The 4,775-nt window shown below is 69.0% G+C and carries 5 protein-coding genes and 1 pseudogene; 3 read left to right on the top strand and 3 right to left on the bottom strand.

From position 1 onward, the window contains the following. The 3 genes and pseudogenes from VN419_RS10265 to VN419_RS10255 form a co-directional block, all read left to right on the top strand. Positions 1–170: pseudogene (locus VN419_RS10265) on the top strand (gamma-glutamyl-phosphate reductase); the annotation flags it as partial. A gap of 88 nt (positions 171–258) precedes the next feature. Beyond that, positions 259–927, top strand: a complete 669-nt coding sequence (nadD, locus tag VN419_RS10260) for a nicotinate (nicotinamide) nucleotide adenylyltransferase (RefSeq protein WP_325647136.1) — start codon at positions 259–261, stop codon at positions 925–927. A 265-nt stretch (positions 928–1,192) separates the two neighbouring features. Continuing rightward, complete coding sequence (locus VN419_RS10255) at positions 1,193–2,008, top strand: TetR/AcrR family transcriptional regulator (RefSeq protein WP_325647135.1); 816 nt, start codon at positions 1,193–1,195, stop codon at positions 2,006–2,008. Between the two features lie 21 nt (positions 2,009–2,029). Here VN419_RS10255 and VN419_RS10250 read toward each other — a convergent pair whose 3' ends face one another. The 3 genes from VN419_RS10250 to VN419_RS10240 all read right to left on the bottom strand — a co-directional run. Then, positions 2,030–3,400 (bottom strand): FAD-binding protein, encoded by a 1,371-nt coding sequence (locus tag VN419_RS10250; protein WP_325647134.1) that lies wholly within the window; start codon positions 3,398–3,400, stop codon positions 2,030–2,032. Between the two features lie 40 nt (positions 3,401–3,440). Next, positions 3,441–4,244, bottom strand: coding sequence for a tetratricopeptide repeat protein (locus VN419_RS10245; RefSeq protein WP_325647133.1), 804 nt, complete (start codon positions 4,242–4,244; stop codon positions 3,441–3,443). A gap of 51 nt (positions 4,245–4,295) precedes the next feature. Continuing rightward, positions 4,296–4,775 (bottom strand): glutamine amidotransferase-related protein (locus tag VN419_RS10240; RefSeq protein ID WP_325647132.1); only part of this gene is annotated, 480 nt, incomplete at its 5' end.

Here is a 4,775-nt window from a genome sequence, read left to right as displayed (position 1 = left end):
GCATGGTGGCCGTGAACGCCAGCACGCGGCTGAACGACGGCGGCGAGCTGGGCCTGGGCGCGGAGATCGGCATCTCCACCACGAAACTGCACGCGTACGGCCCCATGGGCATCCTGGAGCTTACCAGCTCCAAGTTCGTGGTGCTGGGCCAGGGGCAGATCAGACAATAGGTTCGTTCGCGGCCTCCGGGTTTACGCCCGGCCGGAGGCTCCCTCACACCGCGCATACAGCCGGGCGGCAAGGCGAGAGGTTCATCAGGTGACCAGGATAGGAATTCTCGGAGGCAGCTTCAACCCCATCCACGCGGGCCACATGCGCATGGCCGTGGAAGCGCGGGAGGCCGTTGGCCTGGACCGCGTGCTGCTTATGCCCGCGGGCGAGCCCCCGCACAAATCGGCCGAGGGCATGCTGCCCTTTGCCCACCGTCTGCGTCTGGTGGAGCTGGCCGTGCGCGGCGTGGCCGGGCTTTCGGCCAGCGGCGTGGAAGGCACGCGTCCCGGCCCCTCGTACACGGTGGAGACCTTGGCCGCCCTGCGTGAGAAAATGCCCGGCGACGAACTGACCTTCATCATGGGCAGCGAGTCTTTCTTCGCGTTGCCCACCTGGCAGCGCGGCCTGGAGCTGCCGCATCTGGCCTCCGTGGCCGTGGTGCTGCGCCAGGGGGCCGATGCCGAGGGCCTCTCCTCCTTTGCCGAGGCCAACTGGCCGGGCATGGAGCGCGTGACCCCGGCCCAACTGCGTTTCGCCACAGGCAACAGCCTGCATCTGGTGCCCATGCCTGTGCTTGAGGTCAGCTCCACGGACATCCGCCGCCGCTGGTGCGAGCGCCGCAGTCTGGCCATGCTGGTGCCCCAGGCGGCGGAGGAGATCATCGAGCGCGGCGGCAACGCCTACGACCAGGCCTGGGGCAAGCGCGCGGAGTTGTAAGCGCACGTCGGTTGGCAGCCTGGGCTTTCCTGCCGGGCTGGTGCGGCTGGCCCGCAAACAGTTCTGCGATTTCAAAGCGAGTGACGTGAAGCCGGCGGGGCGACCCGTCGGCTTTTTTTGCGCGCGGCATGGCCGCGTGCGGGGCGGAGCGGCTTGACTGCCGTTTTGCGGACGAATAGATTGAGCAATCAGTAAGGGCTGGAACGCCCGCGACCGGCCCTTGCCCGGTCCTTGCCTGGCCCCGGAACCTGTCCAGGAGACGCCCATGAGCAAGCCCATAAACAAGCCCGCGCCAAAGCCCGCCACAAGGTCCGCGCTCCCCCCGCGCCGCCGCGCGCGAGACTCCGAGCGCACCAAGGCGGTGATTCTGCTGGCCGCCCAGGAGGTGTTCCTGAAGGGCGACTACCACCAGGCCTCCCTAAGCGACATCGCCCGGCGCGCCGGTGTGACGCAGAGCCTCATCCACCACCATTTCGGCTCGAAAAAGGGTCTCTATGTGGCGGCGGTACACGGCTATCTGGCCGAGCTGGACGAGGGCCTCAAGGGCATCATGCAGCCGGGGCTCGACATGCCCGGCGGCGATTCGCCGCAGGACGGCGCGGCCTTCATCACCTCGGCCCTCAGGGCCTACTTCCGCTTCCTGTCCACCCACGAGCAGTGCGTGCGCCTGTACCGCATCCTTGACCTTTCCATGCACAACGACCCGGACCTGGTGGCGGGCCTGGACGAGCTGGACGACCAGGGCCGCGAGATGAGCACCCTGCACCTGATGCGCGCGGCCCACGACCGCCTGTGCGCCATGAAGGAGCACGGCCAGCTGCGTCCGGGCGTGGAGCCCCTGCCGCTCTTGTCGGCCATGCTCTGCGCGGTGGAGCACTGGTTCACGTCTTCGCGCCGGTTGAACCACAGGCTTTCGCAGGCCGTGGGCAGCGCCGGGGCCACAGATGCCAAAGCCGGAGATCGCGGAAGCGGGCACGCCGGATTCGGCGGCGCACAGGGCGGCGTGGCCCCGGAAGAATTCCTGAACACGGTCATCGACGTGTTTCTGCGCGGGGCCCTGGCCGAACCGCCCGCGAAATAGCGCTTCCGCCAGCGTCCGGCCTCAGGACATTTCCCCCAGCACCAGCAGGGCCGAGAGGGCCAGCAGGCGTTGCCGCTGCGAAGCGGCCTGCCGTGTTTCGTGCGCCAGCCAGGCCGTAAAGGCCGTGCGCGCTGGTCCCGCGGGCGCAAAGGGCCGGGCATGGCGGTCCATGCCGCGGCGCATGCGGCGCAGAAAATTCGCGTCCACGGGAAGGGAGAAGCCGGGAGGGTGCGCCGGAGCGGCGGAGGGCCACGACGCGAAAGTTCCTGCTTCCTGCGCGGCGGCAAGGCCCGCGCGCGCGCCGAACACCAAAGCCGCGAGCACCATGCCCCCGCCCAGGCGCTGGGCCCCGTGCATGCCCCCGGCGCACTCGCCGCAGGCGTACAGGCCGGGCACGGTGGTGCGGCCGTGCGCGTCGATGCGCGCGCCGCCGTTGCCCGCGTGGGCGTAAAGCGCCAGGGGCTGCTGCCCGGGCAGGAGCACAAGGCCGTCCGCGCCGCGCCGGGCCAGCAGCTCGCGGTCCAGGGCCGCGTCGGCCAGCCCATGGGCCATGGGGCAGTGCATGCGCCGGGAAGCGGCAAGGGGGGCCAGCTCCGGGGCCGGCTCCAGCCAGGGGAATTCGGACCAGGGCAGGTCGCCGGGATTCACGAAGGCGCGGTCGCGGGCGCGGCCCCAGAAAAATTGCAGGTATTGCGCGTTCACCAGCCGCGCCCCGGCGCTGTGCAGCAGGCCGTAGCCGAGGCCGCTGCCCGGCCCGCAGATGCGCCTGCCGAAGAGCGGGGCCGGCCCGCCCAGGGCCGCGATGACCGCGCCGGCTCCCACGTCGAGGCTTCGCCCGCCGCGCAGGGCCGCCAGCAGCGCGCCCGTGGCCCGGCCGCCGCGGACCACGATCTCCAGGGCATCGAAACCGTTCAGCAGGTGCACGCCGTGCTCGCGCAGGCGCTTCAGGAAGGCTGCGTGGGCGTTCGCCAGGCCGTCGAAGACCAGGGCGCGGGGGACCGGGCTGAAGCAGCCGGTGAAGCGCAGGAGCCGCCCGGCCGCGTCGCGCCGGAAGTCGAGGCCGAGCCCGCCGGGACCGTCCAGCAGCTCCTCGGCCCGCAGGGGGGCGTCCTGGGCCAGGGCGCGCACAAGCTCCGGGTCGATGAAGCCCGGCTCGGCCAGACGCAGAACCTCGTCCACGAAGCCCTCGGCCTCGTGCGGCAGCGGGGCCTGGAGGCCCAAAGCGTTGTTGCGGTTGGCGAAGGAGGAGCCGGAGGGGGATTTGCGCGGGCTGACCAGCAGCACGTCCAGGCCGGGGGCGGCCTCTTTGGCGGCCCAGGCGGCGCGCATGCCCGCCAGACCCGCGCCGAGCACGAGCACATGGCAGGCGGTGCGGGCGTGGGTTGGGGGCACGGGGCCTCCTTTGCTGCAAAAGCGCGGGAGCGGAGGGCGCTTACGCGCCGAGCTTTTTCTGGGCGAAGGCGAGGAGCTTCTTGGCTTCCACGAAGTTCGGGTTGATGGCCACGGCCATCTTGGCGGCCTCGGCCATTTTGCCCCACTTCTGCCAATCGTAGTACAAACGGCCCAGGTTGAAGAACAGGTACTCGTCGGTGTGGGTGATGCCCAGGGCGCGGCGGTAGTAGTTCTCCGCGCTTTCGAAGTCCTGCATCTTGCGCAGCACCATGCCGATGCGGTTGTACAGGTGGATGGACTCCGGCGATTCGTTGATGGCCTGGTTCAGGTGGCCCACGGCGTCCTGGTGCAGCCCGGACTTGTAGTAGCGGTCGGCGATGTCGGCCTTGAGCTCGGCGTCGCCGGGGAACTCGCCCGTGAGCTTGTCGAAGACCTGGCGGGCGTCGTCGAACTTCTGTTCGTCCAGGTGCTTCTGGCCGCGGGCCAGCCCGTCCAGCTTCTTGGCCTCCAGGGCGTCCAGGTCCTTTTGCGCGTTCTCGTTCACGTCCTCCTGGAGGACCTTGCGCATCTCGTAAATCTCTTCAAGGAGCTTCTTTTCCTCTCCCGGGGCGTAGTGCAGCACAAGGGGGTAGAACTTGCGCAGCTCCTTGTGGTTGTTCAGGGCGTACACGGTGGATTCGATCATTTGCGCGAATTCTTCGCGCTCGTTCTTCATCAGCGGCGCGGAGAGCATGATGACGATGGCGTCGTTCAGCGCCTGGGCCGCCGCCATGTACTTGCCCATCTTCAGGCTGGCGTTGATGCCCGTGAGTTTTTGGCGGGCCTTGGTGAGTTCGCCTGACATGGAAGCCTCCTGCTGGCCCGCGCGGACGCGGGCGTTGCCCTGTTGTCGTTCCTACTTGCCGGTGGCCTTGCGCACCAGATCGCGGAAACGGCGGAAGAAATAGGCGCTGTCGTGGGGGCCGGGCGCCGCCTCCGGGTGGAACTGTATGGCGATGAGGGGCTTCGACTCGTGGGCGAAGCCTTCCAGGGTCTGGTCGTTCAGGTTCTGGTGGGTCATCTTCAGTTCCGGCAGGTGGGCGATGTCCACGCAGAAGCCGTGGTTCTGGGAGGAGATCTCGATCTTGCCGGACTCCATGTCCATCACCGGATGGTTGCAGCCGTGGTGGCCGAACTTGAGCTTGTAGGTGCGGCCGCCGAGGGCCAGGCCCATGATCTGGTGGCCCAGGCAGATGCCCGCCACGGGGTACTTGTCGGCAAAGACCTTGGTGGCCTCGATGGCGTTCGTCACCACCGCCGGGTCGCCGGGGCCGTTGGACAGGAAGATGGCGTCCGGGGAGAGCGCGGTGGCCTGTTCATGGGTGAAGCTCGAGGG

Origin of the sequence: Humidesulfovibrio sp., from assembly GCF_035560995.1 — a bacterium.
Classification (GTDB): domain Bacteria; phylum Desulfobacterota; class Desulfovibrionia; order Desulfovibrionales; family Desulfovibrionaceae; genus Humidesulfovibrio.
Note: the sequence above shows the minus strand (reverse complement) of the source record. Positions and strands in the feature narration are given on the sequence as shown.

Coding starts and splice junctions, on each gene's coding strand:
- VN419_RS10255 (WP_325647135.1), top strand. CDS start 1,193: ATGAGCAAGCCCATAAACAAGCCCGCGCCAAAGCCCGCCACAAGGTCC.
- VN419_RS10245 (WP_325647133.1), bottom strand. CDS start 4,244: ATGTCAGGCGAACTCACCAAGGCCCGCCAAAAACTCACGGGCATCAAC.